This window comes from Corynebacterium silvaticum (genome assembly GCF_002162115.2).
Lineage (GTDB): Bacteria > Actinomycetota > Actinomycetes > Mycobacteriales > Mycobacteriaceae > Corynebacterium > Corynebacterium silvaticum.
In genome coordinates this window covers 2,200,489-2,223,833 of sequence record NZ_CP021417.2, presented here as the reverse complement: position 1 = coordinate 2,223,833, position 23,345 = coordinate 2,200,489, and the positions used below count along the sequence as shown (strand labels likewise).

Sequence of the window (23,345 nt, the reverse complement as noted above, 5' to 3'; positions counted from 1 at the left end):
CATGGCGCTGGTCCTAGTTCTCAATTCGGGCTCTTCATCGATCAAGTTCCAACTTGTCGATCCCACTCAGCAAGCAACTGACGCACCCTTTGCCTCTGGTCTCGTCGAACAAATCGGTGAGCCAAACGGCAAAATCACGCTGAAGCACGGCGGAGAGAAGTACGTCGTGGAGGCCCCAATTGCCGACCATACCGCAGGCCTCGACCTGGCCTTCAAACTCATGGGCGAGCATGGCTGCGGCCCCAAGGACGTTGAGCTGGAAGCCGTCGGTCACCGCGTCGTGCACGGCGGTCAGGTCTTCTCCCAGCCTGAGCTGATCACTGATGAGGTCGTGGACTGGATCCGCGGACTCATTCCGCTGGCTCCTTTGCACAACCCAGCGAATATCTCCGGCATCGAGGTCGCTCGCGAGCTGCTGCCTGAGATCCCACACGTTGCTGTGTTTGACACCGGCTTCTTCCACGCAATGCCCCCGGCTGCTGCGCTGTACGCAATCGAAAATGAGACCGCTGCGAAAAACGGTGTGCGTCGATACGGCTTCCACGGCACCAGCCACGAGTACATCTCGCAGCAGGTTCCTGATCTCCTGGGCAAGGACCCTGAGAGCGTTAACCAGATCACCCTGCACCTGGGCAACGGCGCTTCTGCCGCTGCCATCCGCCACGGTAAGCCGATTGACACCTCCATGGGTATGACCCCGCTGGCTGGTTTGGCAATGGGCACCCGCTCCGGCGACATCGATCCAGGCATCATCTTCCACCTGTACCGCACCGCAGGCATGAGCATCGACGAGATCGATGATCTGCTGAACAAGCGTTCCGGTGTGAAGGGCATCTCGGGCGTTAATGACTTCCGCGAGCTGCACCAGCTGATCGCCGAGGGCAATGAAGACGCTCGCCTTGCCTACAACGTCTACATCCACCAGCTGCGCCGCTTCATCGGCTCCTACATGGTGGCTCTGGGACGCATCGACGCCATCACCTTCACCGCAGGCGTAGGCGAAAATGATGACGCCGTGCGTGCCGACGCTCTCGCAGACCTTGAGAACTTTGGTATCAAGATCGATCGAGGGATCAACGCAGTGCGTGCCGACGGCGCCCGCGAAATCTCCACCCCTGATTCCACGGTGAAGGTCTTTGTGGTTCCTACCAACGAGGAACTTGCTATCGCTCGCTACGCAAAGACCATCGCGGAATCCGTCTAAAACCAGGTCATCGGCCGGACCTGATTGGCCATATCCACCAGCGTATATCGGTGGTGGGCGTTGGGGGCGCTGCGCGCTAAAAGCCGGAGAGAATCATAAAGGCCGGTGCGCAGCCCCTCTTGCGTGAAGTGATAGTCAAAGAGATCGTTGTCCGATGCGGCAGCCTCTAGATGTGCTTCGCGCAGCCACGTTAAAGCAGCGTTCATGATCGCGATCTTGATCTGCAAGAAGCGCGGCTCATTAGTAGGAATGCCTTCGAGCCTGCGCGCGGCACGCCTGATACGCGACTCGCTAAGGTCACCGTTGATCAGATGCAAAATGGCGGTAAGTTCAGCCATGCGCCTGTGCGTAGAGTTCTGCGGGACTTGATCCAACGTGGAGACTGCTAGATCGACCTGATTCTCGGCCACCAATTGCCGAGCTAACCCAAATGCCGAGGACACTGTGGTGGGATTTGTCTGCCACACCAAAGCATAGAGATACAGGGCCTTGAAACGTAGAGTTTCAGGGTCCTTAGTCAGTTCACTCCACATACCAATGGTGTTGCCCTTGAGCTCGGCAGCCGAGACAGCGGTGGCCGGAGACAAGAGCTGTGACGAGTCCATCCCCATGTCCTGGAGCAACATCTCACAAACAGCAGCACGCGCCAGTTTGGGGGCAGCCTCACCAGGAAGAATGCTGTAGACCTCGTTGAAATGACGCTGAGCAGTCACGTAATCGTCCAGGAACAGTGAGGTCACCCCGGAATACCACTGGTGGCGCCAATCGTCGCCTAGCTTGGCATCCAGGGTATCCAACCACGAGCGAGCCTCATCGGTAAATCCCAGGTCAAGGAGGGTACGCACCACACCGAGGGGAATCTCCTTGGAATCGGCGAATTCTTCTTGAGCCATTGCGTCGCGTAGCGTCTGCAGCGTTTGTGAAGGCTCGGCATAGGACGCCCCGGAAATCAGAATTGCTCCGGGATCGGTGCGGTCTAAAAGCGGGACGGGCAGCGCAGCGTTGACTTCCTCGGACGTGATGCGCACGTTGCGCTCGATGCCGTCGATAAGCTGATCTGTGCGAAACACCATGTGCTTGGTGCCAAAGGTGGAACGCTGAGGAGAGTAGAGCGAATGCTGGGCAGGGAATTGCCGGCCCTCGGTGAGCGCAAGATACTCGCGCAGAATTCCAAAAAGCTGGGTCTCTAGCTCGCGTATAGAGGCAAAGCGCTTAGCAGGATCGCTACTGATACAACGGCGCAGCAGACGATAAAAAGAGAGGTTCTGTGCAAAGAGGTTTTCCTCGTCGGGGGAGGGGATACCAGGCAGATAAACCCCATCGGCGGAGGGGAGATCCACCGTCAAGGCGGCAAGGGTCCGGCCAATTGTGTAAATGTCGCTTGCAATCGAGGGGCCGTCGGTGGCCACCTCGGGGGCCTGGAAGCCCTTTGTGCCATAGATATATCCAAAGGCCCCGATGCCGGACACCGCACCCAGATCAATCAGTTTGACCTGGTCCTCGGCGACAATGATGTTATCGGGTTTGAGATCGTTATAGACCACGCCGCGTGAGTGCAGATAATCGAGCGCGGGAAGAATCTCCAGGATGTAGGCGATAGCAATATCTATGGAGAACAACCCCCCGGGCTGCTCTTTACGTCGATCCGCTAACGACGGCCCCGGGACGTACTCCATGACAATAAAGCCGCCCTCAACGCGAGGATCGTCAATAAAGTTATAAGATTTCACGATCCCCGGATGCGTAATGTCTGCGAGGAATTCGCGTTCCGCCACCGCAGCGCCGTAATCATGCGGATTAGCCTTGTCCCGCATGTCCTTGAGCACGACGACGCGCTCAGAAACATTGCGGTCACTAGCCAGGTAGATCCAGCCCATACCGCCATGAGCGATTACCCCCTGGACCTCATACTGATTAGCTAGGATATCGCCGCGATGCAGAATCGGCTTTTCCAGCCCCTTCTGTGCAATGTACTCATCGTCTTTGAGCACGTCTTCCACAGCGGAGACGCGGATGAACGGCAAAGCGACCATGCCGTTGGCCACGGTGCGGTCATCGCGGTTGGTGCCGCGCCGGGAGCGGAATGTGGAAATCGCTTTTTCTCGGCAACGCGTGCCAGCATCGGTGTCCTGCTGGATAGTGGTGAGATCGTTGAGAAGCCCGGCTAGGTCCTCGTCCTCATCATCGTCCGCGAAGGGATCAAAGGGGACGGCCTCGGTGCCACGACTCAGCGGGTCATTCATGGTTTCTCCTCACGATAGTTCAGCGCAGGGGGATTCTGAGGTGGAAGATACGCGCCGAACCACTTGGCATAAGACCTTTGCCAGGTTCCGTCCCTAAAGATGCGTTCGATGGTGGCGTTAACCTGACGGATAATCCCTTCAGAATCGTGTCTTGGACCGGGCTTGGCAAAAGCGATGCCATAGTGTTCCTCCGCCAACGCATTACCCACTATTTCCGTGAAAGGATCCTGTGCGAGCATGCCTGAGAGAATCGTATCGTCCGAGATCACGGCGTCGGTATGCCCCTGCTGCAACGCAAGCAAGCAGTCCGCCGAGCTACTCACCACAAGCAGCTTGGCGCGGGGGGCTACGTACCTGGTTCTTTGAGCGCCGGTGGATTCCGCGGTGGCGCACACAGTTTTTCCGGGGAGATCGTCCACGGAGCTAATGCCGGAGTTCTTTTGGGTGAGGAGCTTTGTCTTGCCAGAGAAATAGGGGGTGGAAAAGAAGACCTGATGTTGACGGCCTCGGGTGATTGAGATTGATCGGATGACTAGGTCAACGTCGTTATTTTCTAACGCCTTGATCCATGTGCCTGCGTCGACGTAGCGGAAGTCGATCTTGGTGGGGTCGCCAAAAATATCGCGGGATATTTCCTTAGCCAGGTCAACCTCAAAGCCCTGCAACTCGCCGGTGGCGGTGTTGCGGAAGCTCAGGAGGTTTTGCGATTGGTCGATGCCCACGACCAGACGGCCGCGTTCGCGGATTCTTCGGACGCCCTCGGGGTCGTTGTTGGGACGCAGTGAACCCAACAAGTTAGTGGTATCTACATCGGGTAATGCGGAATCGGCGTGAGGCTTTGCAACCGAGGACTGGGTGCGGCTGGGCGAAGTAATCACCGGGGTCTCGGGTTCTGAGCAGGCCGCGGTGAAGAACACAAGCGTGGACAGGAAAGCAAGAAGAGAGCGGCGCGACATCAGAGGTACTCCTGGAGCCGAGGGCGGATGCCGAGCCAGAGGGAGAGCACAGAGACAAGAGTGAGCGCGAGAACCATGATGCTCACCAAATCGGATGCGTTAGCCCCGCGAGCGATATAGCCGCGTGCGGTTTGGCGGGCGTCGTCGATAAGCTTGGCTAGGGAAGAATCCAAACCGTTGAAGGCGGAAGGCGTTGCAGCGGAAGCGTCGTTGTAAAGGGTTAGGGCCAGGGCTTCCTCGTAATCGCCGGAGTTGAGCGCCTTGGCGAGTTTCTCGTGGGAAGTGCGCCAGGCCTTTGCCGCCTTGACGGCTTGGTTCAGGTGGTCGCGGTTGTTGGAATTCTCCACCAGCTTAGAGTTTTCGTAGTTCTCTAGTGCCTTGTCTACGGTGGTCATGGTGGCGCTGAAGTTGGTGTTGGAGTTTTCCAGGGACTGGCGCCACACCAAGGCAAGCGTTTCGCTGGTGCGGGCCTGTTGGGCGCGGATGCGGGCGTCTGTGAGCGACTGTAGTGGAGCTGATGCTGTTTGGTATGCAGTCGAGCTGGCGCTCCACGTGAGGAAATTGGCGGTGGATACCCAGGAAGTGGCGATCACCATTAGGAGAGTAGCCAGCACAAACCACCCGTTGAGTCGGCGGCGAGTGACGTGCGCGAGCCACAGCTGTCCGAGCAGCAACATAACAAGAGCGACAAAGAGACCCCCGAGCGGAACCCAGAGGGGGCGGGCAAGCTGCTGCTGCTCGTTGCTCACGTTATTGCTGGTCAGTGTGTAGAGCTCGGCGGCGGCAGGCAGGATCTCCTCGCGCATCAGCGTGGAGGCCTGAGACATATAAGCCACGCCCACGGGGTTGCCCTGCCTATTGTTGGCCCACGCGGTTTCCACGAGGCCGGTGTAGACGGGAATCTGCTGAGAGATATGGGTGAGCAGTTCTAGGTGCCGGCCGGAATTATCGCTGAGGCCCCCGGCCGTCTGTGCGGCGGCGCGCGATGCATTTTGGATTGCTTGCTCGTATCGCTGCCGGTTTTCGCTGGTATCCACCCCAGCGCGCACAAAGCTTACCGACGCCGTGGTGTTGGCCAGGGACAGTGAAGAATAAAGATTCTGCGCGAGGTAAGAGACGGGTTCCGTGTTGTCTATCAGCGTTTTGAGGTCGGCGCGCCTGTCGGCGGCCGTCTGAGACATGGAGACGCCGGCGGATAGGAGAGTGACGCTCAGGACGATCACTAGTGTGGTCATACGCCCGGGTGTGGTGGAGAGGAATTGCAGTAGTTTCTTGGTCCACAGGATGGGGTACGTGATGGATTCGTGCCAGAAGGCGTGGAAACGGGAGCGCTGTCGTTCGCGGCGTTCGCTGATTCGGTCGAGCCAAGAATCTTCAACGTCGGGTGACAGTGAGGTATGCGCGATGTCCCCCACGGTAAACCTCATCTCCGTTACTGACGATACAGATGTTGCAGAAATTGTAATCTACCCTAGAATTATACCGGCGGCTAGAGTGGAGCACATGCCTACAACATCCGGAGACGGTTGGGTCGAGGGGCCCAATGGTACGCAGCTGTGGGGAAAATACGGCGCCGCAGGCCTCCTTCTTACTGCTGCACGCACTGAATCAGTATTGATGCAACACAGGGCGACGTGGACTAACCAAGGTGGCACCTGGGCGCTACCCGGCTGGGCGCGCGACCTCATTGAAACCGCGGAGGAAGCCGCCGCGCGCGAGGCATATGAAGAGACCGGAATCTCTTTTGACCACTATGTTTTTTGTCCAGTCGATGGTGACTGCCGGGCCATATCATTCAGGTTGGACATACACTACGGTGCTGGCCTTGGCACAAGAGGAGCTGGATACGGTGGCTAATGCGGAGTCGGAAGAGCTGCGCTGGGTGCCTATATCTGAGGTGGATAAGCTCGATTTATTGCCTGCTTTTGCAGCTACGTGGACAAGCCTTAAACCTCGCGTTGAGAAGATGCTAAGAGAAATGTGACAGACTAGAGCGCATGATTGAAGTGCGCGGCTTAACCAAGCAATACGGGCAGGTGCGGGCGGTCGATGATCTGACCTTCACCGTTAAACCCGGCATCGTTACTGGATTCCTCGGCCCCAATGGCGCTGGCAAATCCACGACGATGCGTATGATCCTCGGCCTCGATTCCCCTACCTCGGGGACTGCGACCATCGACGGCATCGCTTATTCCAAGCTAAAAAAGCCGTTGACCAAGGTCGGCGCGCTTCTCGACGCCAAGGCCATCCACCCCAACAGGTCTGCCGCAAACCACCTCAAGTGGGTGGCCCAGTCCAACGGCCTCTCTACTAAGCGTGTCGACGAAGTCCTGGGGCTCGTTGGCCTTAGCAACGTCGCATCCAAAAAAGCTGGAAGCTTCTCATTAGGCATGAGCCAACGCCTGGGACTTGCCGGCGCTTTGCTGGGAGATCCCGAGATTCTTATTCTCGATGAGCCGGTCAACGGCCTCGACCCCGAGGGTATCCGGTGGGTCCGCGAGTTTTTGCGCTCGCTGGCTAACCAAGGCCGCACCATCTTGGTGAGCTCGCACCTGCTGTCCGAGATGTCCCAGACCGCCGATCACCTTGTGGTCATTGGCAAGGGAAAGCTCGTGGCGGACACATCCACGTATGAGTTCATTCGTGATAACTCCGCGTCCAGCGTGATAGTGAGGTCGCCGTATCTCAAGGAGCTGGCCGAGCTGCTTGGAGAATACGACATTGTCCCTGAGTGGGGTACCGATGAAGAAGACCGTGACTACCTCAGCATCGCTGGACGCAGCACCGATGAGATCGGCGCCATGGCCCACTCTGGTGGCGTTCCATTGTCGCAGCTTTCCCTCAAACGAGCATCGCTGGAAGACGCTTTTATGGAAATGACCAACGACGCCGTTCAGTATCACGCGCAGATAAAGGAGAATCACTAAATGTTCCTCAACTCAATCCGCGCTGAGTGGACCAAACTGCGCACCACCAAGGCGTTTTGGTGGACCACGGCCCTCTTTGCTTTCTTTGGCATTGGCTTTGCGGCCCTTAACTCCCGTGAGGTAGCGCCAGGTCCGCTGGCTATTCCTATCCTTAGCCCCGCGAGCACCGTGCTTGCGATACAGGCACTGGGCTTCCTCATCGTGACAATTCAAGCGATCATGGTGGTCACCGCGGAATACCGACACAATTATCAGTCGGTGACTTTCCTTGCCACTCCGAACCGCACACTAGTCGCGGTGAGCAAATGGCTGCTCTATGCCGTTATCGCCGCAGCTCTGACCTTTATCGTGGTTGTGCTGTGCTTCTACACGGCTAAATTTGTTGCGGGCTCTGAGGCTAGCAAGACCCTTAACGTGTGGAACAACGAGAACGCTCTACGCATCATGTGGGTCTTTCCCCTGATCTCGGCCCTCTTGGTCACCTTCTCCCATGGCGTGGCGTATCTGCTCAGGCAGACTGCGGGTGCCACCACGTTGATGCTGATCTGGGTGCTCGCGCTGGAGACCCTGCTTGGCTTCCTCCCCAAGGTCGGAACGTGGATCGTTAAGTATGGCCCGATGAATAACATGAACGCGTTCCTAGGAAAAGCAGCGATCAAAGATGTCCCGTGGGGTTATGAGGGAAGCGGCGCATACTTTGCCGCGTGGGCCTGTGCGCTTCTGGTGGTGGGCATCATCGTGCTCAACAAGCGTGATGCCTAACCCGCACTTATTGCAGCGCCGAGGTTAAACGCATGATGTTATCCACATATCTGCGGATTAATCCGCGCTTGTTCCATTCCTCAAGCGTGAGTTCTACGGAATTTTTCTTATAGTCATTCGCCAGCTGATCTAGCTGGCGAATCATGTTTCCACGGGCCATCATCAAAGAGACCTCGTAATTTAAGCCAAAGCTGCGCATATCCATGTTGGAAGAGCCGATGACTCCCACCGAGAGGGTGTCATCGAGCTGGGGATCAGCAATCAAGAACTTGGAATGCAGCACTGCCGGCTTGCGGTAGCGGTAGATGTGAACCCCGGCTTCCAAGAGCGCTTGATAGTAGCTGGATTGCGCATGGTCGACCATAAACTGGTCGGCTTGCTCGCTGACCAGCAACTCAACCGTGACCCCGCGATAGCATGCCGACGTCACCGCTTCAAGCATGGACTCATCGGGAATAAAATAGGGGCTACACATGACCAGGCGATGCTTGGCGTGGTGAATGATCTGATTGAACAGACGCAAGTTGGGCTCGGTGCTATACCCGGGGCCAGAAGGCACCAGCTGCAGAAGGCTCACATCAGTTTCATCCTGGTCAGGGATTTCTGGGTTCACCATGTGGTCGTCGATGGGCGGGAGATCGTCGGCTTCCTGGAACCAGTCCACTGCAAAAACCATGTTCATAGACGCGACGACTGGGCCCGAGAGCTCGACCATAACGTCTACCCAGCGCCGTCCGCTGGCGTGGTTTTTCTTGTTTAAGTAGCCCGCTTCGATCATGTTTTGTGAGCCGATGAAGCCATGCTCGCCGTCGATAATGAGCATCTTGCGGTGATTGCGCAGGTCCGGGCGGCGGAAACGCCAGCGGAAAGGCTGCAGCGGCAACATGATTCGCCACTGCACACCTATCTCCGAGAGGCGCTTTCCCAGCTTCAAATACCCTGGGTACTTCCAGCTTCCCACCTGGTCAAACAGGAGACACACTTTCACCCCGCGCTGCACTGCGCGGGCGAGCGACTGGAAGAAAACATCGGTGGTGTTATCCCATGCCATGATGTAGATCTGCACATGAACATATTTTTGTGCTTGATCCACGGCATCAGCCATGGTCTGAATGGATGCCTCATAGTCGGAATGCACACCGAGGTTATAGCCCGTAGTGGCAGGCAGCGATGTGAGTCGCCGGTTCATCTTAATCATGGAGACGAGCTCGTCCCCGATTGCTGAACCCTCGGGGTAATCAGGCACCTTGGCCTGAACATTCTCAATGTCCTTGTTCGCCTTACGCTGCAGGTCGTGTCGCCTCTTGTTGATGTAGGGGCTGCCCATGGTCAAAAACAAGGGCAGGCCCAGGAAAGGAATCAACAAAATGGCGAGGAGCCATGCGGTAGAGGAGCTCGGGCGGCGACCTTCTGGCACAAAGCCAATGGCAATGAGCTTGATGGAGTAATCAATAATCAGGCCTACGGTCTGCCACGTGCTCAGGTCGATCTGCCAGCTCATATCGAATAATCCACGATAACCGGAGCGTGATCGGAGGCACCTTTACCCGAACGCTCGTCGACGTCGATAAAGCTTTTCTCTACGATCAGATCCGGTGTGGCGAGCTGGAAGTCGATAAGCATTCCCTGGTTTTTTAGGAATCTGCCCGCCTGATAATCCCAATAACTAAAGCCTTCCAACGGGGAGGCGATGTACAGGCCGGAGGAGGTCAAAGACTCAAAGGCCTGGCGCTCTGGTTCAGTGACATGGGTTTTGCCCTCAAAGAAGGACATGTCCCAGACATCCTGGTCACGGGGCGCAATATTGAAGTCGCCCAGAAACACCGTGGGCTCTGTGACGTCCTGCGCGTGGATCTGCAACGCAAAGAGCCACCGCAGCTTGTAGTCATAATGCGGATCCGCAATCTCGCGGCCGTTAGGGACATAGAGACTCCACACGCGAACGCCTCCGCAGAGGGCGCCGATCGCGCGAGCTTCCAGCGCCTGGTCTTTCTGCGGGTCTTTATGAAAGCCCGGCTGACCTGGGAAGTGGGTCTGAACATCCTCAAGACCCACTCGAGAAATAATGGCAACGCCGTTCCACTGGTTGAGCCCATAGTGGGCTACCTGGTAGCCGATGTCATGGAAGCGCTCATAGGGGAACTGGTCATCCTTGCATTTGGTCTCCTGAACCGCGAGGACATCCACGTTATGGCGCTGCAAAAAATCGACCATCCGGTCTACTCGGGTGCGAGCGGAATTCACGTTCCAGTTGACAATGCGCATGGATTAAAGATTAGCCGCTTCCGCGTATCGATGCCGGTGATGCTCAACAAAACCGAGTTTCTCGTAGAGCCCAATGCCAGCAGCATTGGCGGCGATCACTTGGAGGTAGGCCCGTGTAGCGCCCTCCCGGGCACCCCAGTGCAGCATATGCTTGCCCAGCTCGGTGCCTAGGCCGCGGCGTCGATACGCTTGCGCCACCTCGACGGCTGAGTATCCGAGGTAATCATCGGTGATGGTGCCACGGGTAATAGCGACGGTTTCTCCTTCGGGGGTAATCAACCGGCCAAAACCCATCGTCCCGTCGATTTCCCCACGGAGCAGATCGAGCGCGTGCTCAGGGAGCGGTTCGCCACGGAAATTATAGAGCGACAACCAATCCTGATCCGGCTGGTCGTCGACGCGAAACTCCCAGTCAGACGTGGTAGCGGGGAGATTATCCAGGTCGCGCGTCATCACGATGATCTCGGGGCCTAAAGTCCACCCGGGCTGCGCCACGAGCTTTTCCGCCATCGCGCCGATGCGCTCAGGGATAAGGACACGCGTGGGCAGATTATGCCGCCTATAAAACGCATGGATTTCTTCCAGTGGGATAGGGGTAAACATGGCGGTGTGCCCTAGCGGGGCCGCGCTGTTAGAACGCTCGGTGATGCCGTCGCCAGAGCGCATGAGCCACTGACCACACCACGTGTGCTCGATACCGGGGAAGGCTTTGGCCGTGGCGGTCTCGATTGCGCGAATATCCGAATTCCGGACAGTGCGCGGGCTCAGCTTTTTCATGATGATGATGTCCGCGCGCGGGATAGACAACGCCGGAACCTCAGACGGAAAACCGCCTACTTTTTGTGGCCGCACCACGAGGGTTTCCTCGTCGATGCTGAGCACGTGACCAATAATGTCGTTAGCTTTACGACGCACCACGATGCGATCACCTGGGGCCACTGCGTCAGAACGGAAAATCCGTGACATCCCGGCTTATTCCTCGGTGTCCCAGCCGAAGGGATCTTCATCTTCACCCGGCATCCAGGTAAGCCCAGCTTCCGTCCAGCCATTGCGCTTAATGGCCTTCTTGGCCTGGCGCTTATAACGACCGACCAGGGTATCTGTATAGAGGAACCCGTCTAGGTGACCGACCTCGTGCTGGAAGCATCGAGCAAGGAAGCCTGTTCCCTCATAAGACACGGGGTTGCCGTGCTCGTCCAGTCCTGTGACCTTGGCCCAGGTGGCGCGGCCTGTGGGGAAGCCCTCGCCGGGGACAGAGAGGCAGCCTTCATCGTCGGTGCCGTCGTCGGAAGGCATCGTCTGCGGGATCTCCGTGGTTTCCAGAACCGGATTGATCACGCATCCGCGATGCATATGGCCCTCATCATCGGGGCAATCGAAGACGAAAAGGCGCTTGCCCACGCCGATTTGGTTCGCGGCTAAACCGACGCCATGGGCGACCGCCATGGTCTCGTACATGTCTGCGATGAGCTCTTGTAACTCGGGGGAACTAATCGGCTCGGTGACCTCGGCCGTGGGATTATGTAAAACGGGATCGCCGTGGATCACGATGGGTCGAACTGTCATGCCCTACAGTGTAGGCATGTCTGATGCCAATAACCTTACTCGACTGGAAAAACAGTTGGCATTGTTAGCTTTTGAAGATCGCGCGCCTCGCAGCCTGGGGGCAAAGGAAGAGGCAATTCGGGAAGAACTGGGAATATCTCCCGTGAGATACTTCCAATCCCTCAACCGAGCCATTGATGTTCCCGAAGTGATGTCCGAGTATCCGGTGCTCACGGCGCGTCTGCGCAGGATCCGGGATCAAAGAGCCGATCGTCGGGCGCAAGCACAAAAACGATAGAATAGCTCAGGTGACTACAGAACCCTCCCCAAACAACGAACAACGCCTTCCGCTGCGCGGTATGGCCATGATCCTTATTGCCGTCGCTGTGCTCCTCGCGGCGTGGGGCGTGTACTCGATGACCCGCGAAAAGGCATCAGACACCACCGTCACCGCTGAGAGCACCACGACTCAGATGCCACGGCCGCAACAGCCAACCACCACCACAGCGGCACAGCCACCGCAGACAGTGCAACAAACAACAGCGGCTCCGGCCCCACATGCTGAAGTGAAGAAGGTTCACGTTCTTAACAACTCCACTATTCAGGGTCTTGCTGCTGGGGTAGCGGACAAGCTGAAGCACGAGGGGTGGGATTTAGGCGAGGTAGGTAACTTCCCGGATGGTGCGGTGCCCCAAAATACTGTTTACTTCACCCCAGAAAATGCTGCTGCGGAGCATGCTGCGCGTAAACTAGCAGAACGCGTCGGCGGAGTAGCAGTGCCGCGGGCAGAGAATCTGCCTGGCGGAACTGAGGATCCCAATACTGTGGTCCTCGTGCTGGCCGAGGAAGTCAACTAGCTTTGAAAGGTGGCCTACCATGGCCGAAAACTTCAATGCCTCACCTCGTCCGACTCTAGGAGTTGAATGGGAAGTGGCCCTCGCTGACCCGCAGACGAGAGATCTGGTTCCCCGCGCAGCCGAGGTGATTGACCTTGTGGCTTCCAGATATCCCGAGGTGCATCTGGAGAAGGAGTTCTTGGCCAACACGGTTGAGCTGGTTACCTCCGTGTGCGAGACCACCCCGCAGGCCGTGGAGGAATTGGGCGTTGCGCTTTCGGCAGTGCGCGAGGTAGCGGAGGAACTCGGCCTTAAAATCTGGGGTTCCGGTTCACATCCGTTTTCCGACTTCCGTCAACAGCCGGTGAGCGAAAAAGGCCACTACAACGAGATCATCGCGCGCACCCAGTACTGGGGAAACCAGATGCTGATCTGGGGTATCCATGTGCATGTGGGTATATCGAGCAAAGATCGTGTCTGGCCGATCATCAACGCAATGCTCACCATGTATCCGCATCTGCTGGCGTTAACGGCCTCTTCGCCCGGGTGGGACGGATTAGACACCGGCTATGCCTCTAATCGGACGATGCTGTACCAGCAGCTTCCTACCGCCGGTCTGCCTTATCAATTCCGCGATTGGGCGGAATGGGAATCCTATATGGAAGACCAGGGTAAGTCTGGGGTGATCAACCACACCGGCTCGATGCACTTTGACATCCGGCCGGCAGGCAAGTGGGGCACGATCGAAGTGCGCATTTGCGACGCCACCAGTAACCTCACCGAGCTTTCCGCCGCCGTAGCCCTTACCCACTGCCTGGTGGTCTATTTTGATCGGATGCTGGACCGGGGAGAGGAACTGCCAATTCTGCAGGATTGGCATATCGCGGAGAACAAATGGCGCGCTGCCCGCTACGGCATGAATGCGATCATCATTACGTCACGGGACACAGAGGAACGGCTTGTGACCGATGAACTGCGCCGGTGGGTTGGAGTGCTCACCCCCATAGCCCAAGAGCTAGGGTGTGAGAAAGAGCTGCACCGCGTTTTCAGCGTTTGTCATCGCGGCGCAGGCTATCAGCGTCAGCGAGCGATCTATGAGGCTACTGGCTCATGGGAATCGGTTGTGGATTCCACCATCGCAGAGATGGACGCTATGATTCCATAGCCCACGATGACCAGGATCCCCGCCCCGCAGAAGAGTAGGTTGCCCAGGTCCTGGGGGTGCTCGTTACGCTTGAAAAACGCCATGTCGCTCCAGATGATCGAGCTGACCTGCGGGGCCGTGACCAGCACGACGATGCCAGTAGCTACGAGTGCGCCGGCCTGGTTGAGCAACCATCCGGCCCACCCTAGTGAGCGTTTGGCATTGAACTCGTTGATTGCATCATCAACAGCGAGGTAGATGCAGACCACAACAGGAACCATCCAGACCCAGTGGTGGTACCAGCTAAAGGGGGACACCAGGCATGCCGTGATGCCGCCCATCGCCATCGCCATGGGCATGTTATCGCGCTTAATGGCCAGCCTGATCGAGTAGGCAGCCAGCGCAATCACCACGATAATTGCCAGTATCCATAGCAGTCCTCCCTGAATACCAAGGACACGATCCATGACGGAGCGCAGCGATTGGGCACCAGCGTTGGTATGGACTCCAACGCGGGAAGAATCTGAGATGGCAGAGGCCCAGAACTTAGTGGCGTCTGGGACTACGATCTGACCGACGAGTACGGTGGCCCCGAACGTCGCGGCAGAAAGAAACACAGCACCCCAGTGGCGTTCTAGAAGGAACACAAAGCCAAAGAACGCAGGAGTCAGCTTTAGCCCTGCTGCTAGTCCTACTCCGATGCCGGCAAAGCGACGGTTATTAGGGAGGAAGTCCAACGCGACGAGCAGCATCAGAATCAGGTTGATCTGCCCGTAGAAGAAGCCACCGCGGATGGCCTCGAGCCCCAGCGAAGCGACGGCCAATCCCACAGCCACGAATGCGGTGGTCACGGTGACGCGGCGCTCGCCGCGAGCCAAGATAAGCAGAATCACCCCGATGAGCGCCAGAAAATTGGCGCTTTGCCAGATTACGGTGAGCCAGTCGTCGCTAAAAAGCGCAAGGTATTTAAAAAGGGCACCGGAAAATGGTGGATAAGTAAACGGCAGATCCCATACAAAAGAGTCACTGTAGAGCTTCCCGCCGGATTGCAGGTGTCTCCCCGCAAGGGTGTACACGTGCAGGTCCACAGGCATCCATTGGGTGAGCTTGTGTTTTTTGAGGATTGAATCCTCTTGCAACAGATCCCAGGGGATGAAGAAGGCCAAAATCACAAGGATTGTGGGGGCTCCTCTGAGGTTGCGTGCCTTCATGCTGTCCTCCTGCTCAGCGGCTACTTTCCATCGCGAACTTTATCACGGTGTACGGTGCAGGTGTCGTCGTAAAGGCCTTCCCTGCGCGCAATGCGGCCCACCCTTTGTCCCGTAACCGGGGACGTAATGAGCGCAAAGAGCACGAGAAGGACCAGAACGCCGAGGTCACCAGTGGAAGAGTCCGTTCCCATCACCCGAATAATCGCACCAATGATGGTAAGAATCAGGCCCACAGCCTGCGGTTTAGTAATCGCGTGTACCCGCGCCAGGGGGGATCGGAACCTGATGAGCCCGATGGATGCGGAGAGAACAAAGAAAGCGCCCGCGAGAAGGAACACCAAGGAGGCGACATCTGCGACGATATGGGACGGCATTAGTCATCCTTCTTTCTAAAACGAGTGATAGCCACCGTGGAGATGAATCCCAAAAGTGCGATCACGAGCATCGCATTAGACACGGTGGTGTCTAAGCTCCAGCAGATATAAGCAGCCAGCGCGCATTGCAGCATGGCGACCACGCCGTCGAGACCCAACAGGCGGTCAATGGAGTTGGGGCCGGCGATGATCCGGTAGGACGTAAGGATGAACGATAGGGCGAAAATGCACGCTACGAAGAACAGCACGAGGTTGTAGACGTCTTGGTTCATGCGTTGTTCCTTTCAAACGCCCGCTTGAGTCGCTGCTCGTATTGTTCGATGGCTGCGATTTCCGCATCGACCTTGTCCGTAGAACTTGCGTCCAAGATATGAACAGTCCAGAGGCGGTTTGCCACATCAATATCCGTGACTGTTCCACCCGGTTGCAGGTTATACAGGGTGGTAGCAAGGCTGAGTACGAGCTCACTATCGACGCGCATCGGAACCGTCACAATCGCAGACCTCGGCGGCTCGGCCCTCCTTATGGAAAGCCAGGCTACGCGAACGGAACCGCTAAACAGATATAAAGTCCAGCGGGAAATAAGTTCGAGAAAGGGAAGAATGTTGATGGTGAGTCCCTCCACGGGCAGCGAGGGAAGCGGCAACGCGATACTCACGATGAGGCCCACGAGGAGACCTGCGACGAGGTTCCCCACGGATAGCTCTCCCATGAGCATCACCCACATCACTGTGGCTACCAAGACAAAGAGGGGCCGGAATCGACGTCGGGCGCCTGCGATCATTGTTGTGCTCCTCTCGTGTCCTTGCCTTCGTCGAGACGCTCTTGCTCTAGGGTTCTCCCCGGCTCTTTCCGTGCGGTACCGAGCACTGCTGTGCGGTAGATACTGGTATCTTGCGCAGACTCAGCGGCACGGGAGGTCACGTTGCTCACCGGGCCGGCGACGAGGCTCAGTCCCAGGGACACAGACACCAACGTGGCAGTGGACATGAGCATTCCTGCTGGAATCCGGCCGACGTCGTTTCGCTCAGAAAAATCGATCTTGTCTGTGACATCAGAGAGCAAAGCCGGTCGGGCATAGGCAGTTCCCCCGTCGGGTGCATCTTTGCGATCGCGCCAGAACGCTTTAGACCACACCAAAACCATGGTGTAAAGGGTGAGCAGGCTGGTCACAATTGCGCCGCCGATGAGCAGCCAGGGGAGTGGGCCGCCCTCGTTAGCGCCTGCCTCCACGAGGATTACCTTGCCCAGGAATCCGGAAAAAGGTGGTATTCCGCCCAGGTTGAGTGCCGGGATGATGTAGAGGACGGCAAGGATGGGCGTGGCTTTGGCCAGGGAGCCCAGTTGGCGCAATGAGGAGGAACCGGCTTGGCGCTCGATTAGTCCGACCACCAAGAAGAGTGCGGTCTGAACCAAAATATGGTGCACAGCATAGAAGATTGCCCCAGAAAGGCCCTGCTCTGTTCCTAATCCCACGCCCATGATCATGTAGCCGATATGGCTGACCAGGGTGAAACTGAGGAGTCGTTTGATGTCATTCTGCGCCATCGCGCCCAAGATGCCCACCAGCATGGTGGCCAACCCGACCCACATCAATAACGTATCCAAAGACCCCGACGTGAAAACCGCAGAACGCATTCGGATGATCGAATACACGCCGACCTTGGTAAGCAGACCCGCGAAGACGGCCGTGACCAGCGAGGGCGCGGTGGGATAGGAGTCCGGCAACCAAGAATCAAGCGGGAATACTGCGGCCTTGATGCCAAAGGCGATGAGGAGCACCGCAAAGATCGCGGTTTGGGTGCCGCTGGGCACCGACTCCATGCGCTCCGAAATATGCGCCATATTAAGCGTGCCGACGGACGCATACACCAACGCAAGCCCGATAAGGAACACAAGCGAACTCAGCATGGAGACCATGACATAACCCACGCCTGCGCGCACGCGTGCAGGAGAAGCCCCCAAGGTCAGAAGCACATAAGACGCGACGAGGAAGACCTCGAAGCCGACGTAGAGGTTAAAGAGGTCTCCGGCGAGAAACGACATGTTTACGCCCATGCTGAGCAGAAGATACGTGGGCAAGAAGACCGCCACTGGCTCGTCTTCCTCCCCGTCGCGAACTCCCTGGCCAATCGCGTACCACATCACGCAGAACAACACGATGGAAGAAACCATCAGCATCAGGGTAGAAAGACGATCCGCCACGAGGGTAATGCCCACGGGCCCATCCCAACCACCGATCTGAATGGTCTGAATCCCTTCCTGGTCCACCACAAACAGCATGGTGACAGCCAAAGAGATGAGTGCAAAGAGGGTAAGAGCCGCGACTATACGCTGGACACGCAGATGCTTCGCTGCTGCTAATGCTATGCCTGCACCCACAGCAGGAATCACGATGGGAAGCGGGAGAAGAACTGGCATCGCGTCAAGGAGGCTTTGGAAAGGAATCACTGGTCCTCCTGGGAATCGGTCAATGGGGCCTCGAAACAACGGGGGCCGAATTCGTCGCCAAGCTTGGTGATGCGCCCGGTCGCGGGGTCGTCGGAAAGATCATGGTCGGGTGCCGCTGAAGGAAGCGGTGGACGAGCCGCCACTGCTGCATCCTCCACGTCGTCTTCCACCACGTCCTGAGTACGGTAACGATACTGCCGATACGCAAGCGTAAGGATGAACGCAGTAAGCGCCATGGAGATCACGATTGCTGTAAGAATCATGGCCTGGGCCAACGGATCCGCGACCGTATCACCATAGAGGACAGATTCTCGTCCCTTGATCGGCGGCGAACCCGGCGCGCCACCAGCCATGAGCACGAGGATGTTAACGCCGTTGCCCATAAGCAACAGCCCCATCATCATCTTGGTCATAGCCCTGTCCAACACCAGATACGCACCGGCTGACACAAGCACGCCTGCGGCAAGGAGTAATGAGAGATTGACCAGCATTTACTTCTCCTTTCCTACGCGAGCCTTGAGCTTTTTCACTCGTTCCCGTGCGCGCTGTTTACGCAATTCCTCATCCAGATCGAGTTGGCTGCCCAAAGATGTGAGGATGTGCAACACCAATCCGATAACTATTAGGTAGACGCCGGTGTCGAAAAGCAAAGCGCTGACCACATGTATGTCCCCGATGCCTGGAATATGCAGATCCCACGCATAGGACGTCAGCGGTGGCGCGCCGAGGAAGACTGGCCAGATAACGGCAGCAGCGGTAAGCAACACGCCGACTCCCAAGACGCGGGAAGGGTCGATGGGGAAAGTCTGCTCCAATTCCTCGCGGCCGCCCGCAAGGTAACGCAAAGCAAGCGCGAGGGCTGCGACAAGCCCGCCCGCGAATCCGCCGCCAGGAGCATTATGGCCTGCGAAGAAGAAATAGACGGAAAGCACCATCATGATGGGGAACAACAGTCGGGTGGACACATCGACCATCAAAGAGCGGTTACGCGCTGCCTCTGAGGAAAGCCAGCCGCCAGAATCATGCAACGTGGGACGGCGCGAATCTCGCTGGAAGCTTTTGGTGCGATAGATCAGGGAGGAAACACCAATCGCCGCGATGATAAGGACAGTACTTTCGCCGAAGGTATCCCAGGCACGAATGTCCACCAGCAACACGTTGACGGCATTCGCCCCATGGCCGATGTCCTTGGCCAAATCGGGGATAACAGCGCTTACGGGGGCTTCCGTGCGAGCGTTGATGGCAAACACAGTGAGGATGACGGCGGTGAAACCTACTGCTGCAGCAAGCCACGCGCGTAGCCGATTAGCGCGATGGGAAGGCTGCCACTGGGTGCGCGCCGGGAAACGGCGAAGAACCAGCATGAACACCACCACCGTGATGGTTTCCACCAGCATCTGAGTAAGAGCAAGATCGGGTGCGCCGTGCAGCGCAAAAATCATGGCCGCGCCGTACCCAGTCATCCCCACCATAATCAGAGCAGAGAGCCGATTGGATTGGACAGCTGCGCCAATAGCCATCACGATCATGATTCCGGCGATGATCGCTTGTAGCGGCGTATCCCAGAGGATCATGTGGACGTCGCTACGCTCCCCGCCCAGCAGCGCGATGAGCGGGACAAGGACAAGGACCGCAAAGATAGAACCCGAGTTAATAACGAGCGAACCTCGCTGGGTGGAGGCAGTTAAACGCAGCGAGGACGTCCGGAGAAGATCCAAGACGCGGTCATATGCCGCGCTAGCGTTGCCCAGGGCCGGCTCGGTGAAATGCAACTTGGCTATCGACGCACGCTGCCAGTGCATAATCGCTCCGATTCCCACGATTGCGGCGCTCAACGCGAGCGGAAGATTAAACCCGTGCCACAGCGCCAGGTGTGCTTCCTCACCGAAAACCGAGGTTGTGTGGGCGCTGAGAAGAGTGCCCAACAGCTGGGGGCTTGCTCCAGTGAGTACCGTCAGCACCATTAATATTGTTGGGGGAATCCATAGCAGCGGGCCGATAGGGTGCATCGTGAGCACAGGTTCGGAGACCTGACCGCCCTTAGTGGAGAACGCCCCGAAGAGAAACCGCAGGCTGTACGCCATAGTGAGAATCGAACCTGCCACTATCCCCACGAGCGTTACCTGCCCTGGCAACCCCACAAGAGCATGCTCATGCAGCACAGCCTCAAGGGCCGCCTCTTTAGCCACAAAACCAAACAACGGAGGAATGCCCGCCATCGACGCAGCAGCAAGCGTGGCGACGCCCATCAAGATCGGTTGCTTGCGCCCCAACCCGTAGAGCTTGCGTATATCTCGGGTCCCCGTCGTATGGTCAATCGCCCCTACGACCATAAAAAGCGTCGCTTTAAACATGGAGTGCGCAAACGTTAACGCAAGGCCCGCCACCATAGCCGCATGCGAACCAATCCCCACGAGCACAGTGATAAAGCCCAGCTGACTGACGGTGCCATACGCCAAAATCAACTTAAGATCTGTTTGCCGTAAGGACATCCAGCCGCCCAAAAGCATAGTGAAAATCCCTAGAGCGATCACCACCAAATACCAGACACGCGAGAACGCAAAGTCAGGAGCCAACCGAGCAACAAGATAAATTCCCGCTTTGACCATCGCCGCAGAATGCAGATAGGCAGACACCGGGGTCGGCGCAGCCATCGCCCCAGGCAACCAAAAGTGCGTTGGGGCGATGGCTGACTTGGATAACGCGCCTGCCAGGATGAGCACTACGGCATAAGAAATATGATGGGTTCCCTCCAAACTGGCGTTGGCAAGGCCGGACAACTCCCATATGCCCGTCTGCCGACCCAGCAAGATAATGCCCACGAGCATTGACAATCCGCCCAAAGTGGTGATCATCAGCGCCTGTATCGCAGCATGGCGTGACGACGCTCGCTCGCCGTAGTAGCCCACCAACAAGAAGCTGAGCACCGAGGTAATCTCCCAGAAAACATAGAGCAGCAGCATGTTATCGGAGATCACGAGCCCGTACATGGCCATCGCAAAGCCAGATAGCTGCCCCGCAAAGGGCCGTAACCGGCGAGGAACGGAATCAAAGTAATTCCAGCAATACAGCAAGACCAAGCCACCGATGCCCAAGATGACCAAGCTAAACAGTGCGGAAAGCGAATCGAGCCGGAATGTCAGATCTAAATGCGCGCTGCTCATCCACCCGTAATGCGCGGTGAGGGCTTTGCCCGAAGAAAAATCACCGTTGACCAACTTGCCAAGAATCCACACAAACCCGGCGAAGGGCGTAATGGAAAGAAGACCGAACGCCGGTCTTCCGCAAGTCTTAACTGCAATTGGGGCGACGGTGGCAGTCACCGCGAGAGATAACAGCAATACGAGCACAGGGCGAAATAATCCTTTGGCTGTCGTGGACGTACAAGGCGAAGTGAAAGTGCGCGCAATGTAGTAACGCAGCCGGACTGGTATTGAGGTGTAGTTTTTGCGTCATGCATCGGCGCAGCTCACTCTCGTTATCTTAGCGCAAAGTCCCAAACAGCAGCTCAGACGCAGAGCTCATTGCAGTAGCTGCCGAGTGTTCACGACTACCACCGAAACCTACTGCCCAGTGTTGGCGACGATTGTGTGAAGCGAGCAGAAACGTCACGGTGGATTCGAATATCTCGAATTGGTGGAAAGAAAGAATTTCTACACGACGCCCTGCATTAGCCAAGACTTGGGTGCACGCAGCGATGGGACCCGAGGCCACGATTGAATGGGTTTCAGTGATTCTTCCGCCAGTTGTGTTCCGCTGGAGTTCGATGTCATAGGAGTTGTGATTGCCACGCAGTTTGTGCGTGCCGGTGATGTGGACGCGGATTGCGGAAGTTGGTGCGTAGATAGCGATGAACGTTCGCCATTGCATACCGCGTGCTTCTTCCCTTAAACCGCTGGGTAATTTGTGTCCGAAGCGTGCCCGGAAAGGGTCATCGGCAAACACCCGTGTCGTGCTGGGTATCGGAGAATGTGGGGTGTAGGTTTTCGTCGGCAGTGAACGGCGAGAAAGGAAAGTAAGCGATGAGGTGAAAGAAGACATTGATTTCGGTCCTTGTGTGAAAACGGATAAAGGGTATGGACCGACTCTGGATGTTGTGGGTTTAACGGCTGCTCCCCGAATGTGGGAGTCAGTCCTCCTATCCCACAGACGGGCACATGGCTGTAGCAGCCTTGAGCACTCGGGCCGCTACCGGGGCCACGAGCACTAGCTGTGCGCGCTGAGAGAAATCAATGATGTGGATCACACCTGCGATGCTAACGGGGATGTGGTTGAGCCGCAAGGGTTTTCTGTATCCGGGGGTGGCAAGGATTAATAAACGAGGCTGTTTTGGTGTAGTCTTAATCCCATAAACACAGCCTCCGCCTCATGCATCAGCAAGATCATGCATGACGGGGCTGTTTTCTTTTATACAAGGAATAAAATATGTATAACAAACCGCATCTGTCTTATATGAAGCAGCTAGACACGCTTGTAAGTCGCGGAATGGAAATCAGTAACAGGGATATACACGTGGGGGAACTAAAAAGGATCGGTTACTACAGGCTTTCTGCATATTCTTATCCTTTCCGCGTATTCTTGCCCAAAGAAAAACGTGAAAGTCCGACTAATTATCGAGCCGAAGAATTTCTGAGTGGTACAAGCTTTGATACAGTGGTCCAACTTGCAGATTTTGACTCTGAATTACGTCGGCTTATTTTTGAAGCTATTGAGCAAATAGAAGTCGTACTATGTACGCGGGTCGCCTACAGGGCAGGTCGGGTGGATCCGTTTATACATCTGAATAAAAAATCTCTTGATCTGCAACGGTGTGATTCAAAGATTCCTGGAAGAAAGAAGCAAAATACCCGTTGAGAAGCATGGCAGACGAAATTTGAGAAACTCTGTCGTCAGGCCGGGAGCGAAGACTTTTGTAAACATTTTAAAGAAAAATACGATGGCCATATGCCTATTTGGGTGGCTATCGAGTTTATCGATTTTGGTGGATTAACCCGCTTTTTCTACCTTTTGCCATCGAAGATACAGAGTCAGATAGCTAAAGAGTTTGGGGTAAGTTCTGGGGCGACATTTAGTAAATGGATTGTTGGGTTGAACTATCTTAGAAATAAAGTAGCTCATCATAATCGGTTATGGAACCGTACTATGACGTATGGATTGCAGGCTCCAAAACTTAATGAAGTGAATGATGATTTGGTCCATTTGCAATACGAGAAAAATAACCTCACGTCCACGTGTGCATATTTAGCCGTTATTGCATATTTAATGAAGCAGATACGGCCGAGCATTGGTTGGCACCACAAAGTGGTTGAATTGATGGATCAATTTCCCACATCTGATTATGTGTCTCCGGAGAAAGATATGAAATTTCCCAAAAATTGGAGATCCCTTACTCTCTGGAATTAGCGGAACACCGCGTACATCGCACTG

At 56.4% G+C, this 23,345-nt stretch carries 21 protein-coding genes and 2 pseudogenes; 8 read left to right on the top strand and 15 right to left on the bottom strand.

Features of this window, described 5'->3' with window-relative positions; all coding sequences use genetic code 11:
• Position 1: 1 nt before the first annotated feature.
• Positions 2-1,204, top strand: coding sequence for an acetate kinase (locus CBE74_RS22985; RefSeq protein ID WP_087454584.1), 1,203 nt, complete (start codon positions 2-4; stop codon positions 1,202-1,204).
• Here CBE74_RS22985 and CBE74_RS22980 read toward each other — a convergent pair.
• From CBE74_RS22980 to CBE74_RS22970, 3 genes are read right to left on the bottom strand one after another with little or no spacing between them, the layout of a single operon-like run.
• Positions 1,201-3,447: a serine/threonine protein kinase gene (locus CBE74_RS22980; protein ID WP_087454583.1), complete on the bottom strand. Its 2,247-nt coding sequence runs from the start codon at positions 3,445-3,447 to the stop codon at positions 1,201-1,203. The two genes, CBE74_RS22985 and CBE74_RS22980, sit on opposite strands and share 4 nt — an antisense overlap.
• Complete coding sequence (locus CBE74_RS22975) at positions 3,444-4,403, bottom strand: glutamate ABC transporter substrate-binding protein (RefSeq protein ID WP_087454582.1); 960 nt, start codon at positions 4,401-4,403, stop codon at positions 3,444-3,446. The genes CBE74_RS22980 and CBE74_RS22975 overlap by 4 nt, the downstream gene beginning before the upstream one ends.
• Positions 4,403-5,830: an MCP four helix bundle domain-containing protein gene (locus tag CBE74_RS22970; RefSeq protein ID WP_166741043.1), complete on the bottom strand. Its 1,428-nt coding sequence runs from the start codon at positions 5,828-5,830 to the stop codon at positions 4,403-4,405. Before CBE74_RS22970 ends, CBE74_RS22975 begins: the two co-directional genes overlap by 1 nt.
• On the opposite strand from CBE74_RS22970, the pseudogene CBE74_RS22965 reads away from it, so the two are divergent.
• The 3 genes and pseudogenes from CBE74_RS22965 to CBE74_RS22955 all read left to right on the top strand — a co-directional run bounded on the left by CBE74_RS22965 (position 5,808) and on the right by CBE74_RS22955 (position 8,092).
• A pseudogene (locus tag CBE74_RS22965) lies at positions 5,808-6,387 on the top strand (NUDIX domain-containing protein). The gene CBE74_RS22970 and the pseudogene CBE74_RS22965 overlap by 23 nt on opposite strands.
• A 13-nt stretch (positions 6,388-6,400) precedes the next feature.
• A complete protein-coding gene (locus CBE74_RS22960; protein ID WP_087454580.1) occupies positions 6,401-7,330 on the top strand; it encodes an ABC transporter ATP-binding protein in 930 nt (309 codons plus the stop codon).
• Complete coding sequence (locus CBE74_RS22955) at positions 7,331-8,092, top strand: multidrug ABC transporter permease (RefSeq protein ID WP_087454579.1); 762 nt, start codon at positions 7,331-7,333, stop codon at positions 8,090-8,092.
• 7 nt (positions 8,093-8,099) lie between these two features.
• Here CBE74_RS22955 and cls read toward each other — a convergent pair whose 3' ends face one another.
• From cls to CBE74_RS22935, 4 genes are read right to left on the bottom strand one after another with little or no spacing between them, the layout of a single operon-like run.
• A complete protein-coding gene (cls, locus tag CBE74_RS22950; RefSeq protein WP_087454578.1) occupies positions 8,100-9,593 on the bottom strand; it encodes a cardiolipin synthase in 1,494 nt (497 codons plus the stop codon).
• Positions 9,590-10,357, bottom strand: coding sequence for an exodeoxyribonuclease III (locus tag CBE74_RS22945; RefSeq protein ID WP_087454577.1), 768 nt, complete (start codon positions 10,355-10,357; stop codon positions 9,590-9,592). The genes cls and CBE74_RS22945 overlap by 4 nt, the downstream gene beginning before the upstream one ends.
• Positions 10,358-10,360: 3 nt before the next feature.
• Positions 10,361-11,323: an N-acetylglutamate synthase, CG3035 family gene (locus CBE74_RS22940; protein WP_087454576.1), complete on the bottom strand. Its 963-nt coding sequence runs from the start codon at positions 11,321-11,323 to the stop codon at positions 10,361-10,363.
• Between the two features lie 6 nt (positions 11,324-11,329).
• Positions 11,330-11,923 carry a peptide deformylase gene (locus CBE74_RS22935; protein ID WP_087454575.1) on the bottom strand — a complete coding sequence of 198 codons (594 nt, stop codon included), beginning with the start codon at positions 11,921-11,923 and terminating at the stop codon, positions 11,330-11,332.
• On the opposite strand from CBE74_RS22935, the gene CBE74_RS22930 reads away from it, so the two are divergent.
• Genes CBE74_RS22930 through CBE74_RS22920 form a run of 3 tightly spaced genes read left to right on the top strand, consistent with a single transcriptional unit; the run spans position 11,922 to position 13,903 of the window.
• Positions 11,922-12,200 carry a DUF3263 domain-containing protein gene (locus CBE74_RS22930; RefSeq protein ID WP_087454574.1) on the top strand — a complete coding sequence of 93 codons (279 nt, stop codon included), beginning with the start codon at positions 11,922-11,924 and terminating at the stop codon, positions 12,198-12,200. The genes CBE74_RS22935 and CBE74_RS22930 overlap by 2 nt on opposite strands.
• A 10-nt stretch (positions 12,201-12,210) precedes the next feature.
• The gene (locus tag CBE74_RS22925; protein WP_087454573.1) at positions 12,211-12,759 is read left to right on the top strand and encodes a LytR C-terminal domain-containing protein; all 549 of its coding nucleotides are present in this window, start codon (positions 12,211-12,213) and stop codon (positions 12,757-12,759) included.
• A gap of 19 nt (positions 12,760-12,778) precedes the next feature.
• Complete coding sequence (locus CBE74_RS22920) at positions 12,779-13,903, top strand: glutamate--cysteine ligase (protein ID WP_087454572.1); 1,125 nt, start codon at positions 12,779-12,781, stop codon at positions 13,901-13,903.
• On the opposite strand, the gene CBE74_RS22915 is transcribed toward CBE74_RS22920, so the two are convergent.
• From CBE74_RS22915 to CBE74_RS22880, 8 genes are all read right to left on the bottom strand, one after another.
• Positions 13,831-15,093: a glycosyltransferase 87 family protein gene (locus CBE74_RS22915; protein ID WP_087454571.1), complete on the bottom strand. Its 1,263-nt coding sequence runs from the start codon at positions 15,091-15,093 to the stop codon at positions 13,831-13,833. The genes CBE74_RS22920 and CBE74_RS22915 overlap by 73 nt on opposite strands.
• A gap of 20 nt (positions 15,094-15,113) precedes the next feature.
• On the bottom strand, positions 15,114-15,467 hold the full coding sequence (locus tag CBE74_RS22910; RefSeq protein WP_087454570.1) for a monovalent cation/H(+) antiporter subunit G: 354 nt from the start codon (positions 15,465-15,467) through the stop codon (positions 15,114-15,116).
• Positions 15,467-15,739 carry a monovalent cation/H+ antiporter complex subunit F gene (locus CBE74_RS22905; protein WP_023636346.1) on the bottom strand — a complete coding sequence of 91 codons (273 nt, stop codon included), beginning with the start codon at positions 15,737-15,739 and terminating at the stop codon, positions 15,467-15,469. Before CBE74_RS22905 ends, CBE74_RS22910 begins: the two co-directional genes overlap by 1 nt.
• Entirely contained in the window at positions 15,736-16,251 is a 516-nt protein-coding gene (locus CBE74_RS22900; RefSeq protein ID WP_087454569.1) for a Na+/H+ antiporter subunit E, read from the bottom strand. Before CBE74_RS22900 ends, CBE74_RS22905 begins: the two co-directional genes overlap by 4 nt.
• The gene (locus CBE74_RS22895) at positions 16,248-17,918 is read right to left on the bottom strand and encodes a Na+/H+ antiporter subunit D (protein ID WP_166741041.1); all 1,671 of its coding nucleotides are present in this window, start codon (positions 17,916-17,918) and stop codon (positions 16,248-16,250) included. The genes CBE74_RS22900 and CBE74_RS22895 overlap by 4 nt, the downstream gene beginning before the upstream one ends.
• Entirely contained in the window at positions 17,915-18,409 is a 495-nt protein-coding gene (locus CBE74_RS22890; protein WP_087454568.1) for a Na(+)/H(+) antiporter subunit C, read from the bottom strand. The genes CBE74_RS22895 and CBE74_RS22890 overlap by 4 nt, the downstream gene beginning before the upstream one ends.
• Complete coding sequence (locus CBE74_RS22885; protein ID WP_087454567.1) at positions 18,410-21,268, bottom strand: Na+/H+ antiporter subunit A; 2,859 nt, start codon at positions 21,266-21,268, stop codon at positions 18,410-18,412.
• A gap of 133 nt (positions 21,269-21,401) precedes the next feature.
• Positions 21,402-21,959: an acetyl-CoA acetyltransferase gene (locus CBE74_RS22880; protein WP_087454566.1), complete on the bottom strand. Its 558-nt coding sequence runs from the start codon at positions 21,957-21,959 to the stop codon at positions 21,402-21,404.
• 384 nt (positions 21,960-22,343) lie between these two features.
• Between CBE74_RS22880 and CBE74_RS22875 the strand changes: the two are divergent.
• Positions 22,344-23,321: pseudogene (locus tag CBE74_RS22875) on the top strand (Abi family protein).
• Positions 23,322-23,345 lie beyond the last annotated feature (24 nt).